The sequence below is a fragment of the Pseudaminobacter soli (ex Li et al. 2025) genome, assembly GCF_003012705.1.
Classification (GTDB): domain Bacteria; phylum Pseudomonadota; class Alphaproteobacteria; order Rhizobiales; family Rhizobiaceae; genus Pseudaminobacter; species Pseudaminobacter soli.
The window spans coordinates 1-303 of record NZ_PXYL01000087.1 but is presented as its reverse complement, the minus strand read 5'-3'; the positions used below and the strand labels follow the sequence as shown (position 1 = coordinate 303).

The 303-nt window shown below is 64.0% G+C and carries 1 protein-coding gene; it reads left to right on the top strand.

Annotated features, from left to right (window positions below; genetic code table 11):
- A partial coding sequence (locus tag C7I85_RS30355) for a transposase (RefSeq protein ID WP_146149035.1) occupies window positions 1-303 on the top strand: 303 nt, incomplete at both ends.

Below are 303 nucleotides of genomic sequence, written 5' to 3'. Positions count from 1 at the left end.
CGCCGGGTGTCGGATCGATGGTGGCCTTGAGCTTTCGCGCTGGGGTCGATGAGCCGGGCCGGTTTGGGCGATCACGATCTGTCCCTGCTCACTTCGGTTTGACGCCGACGCGATATCAATCGGGAGAAATCGACCAGGAAAAGGGCATCTCGAAGTGTGGCGATCCGAGCATCCGATGGGTGCTCGTCGAGGCGGCCGGCATCATCCTGCGGCTCTCGAAGAAGTCGTCCCCTCTCCGGGAATGGGGGCTGGAGATCGCCAAACGCCGCGGGATGGCGAAAGCCGTTGTGGCGGTGGCACGGC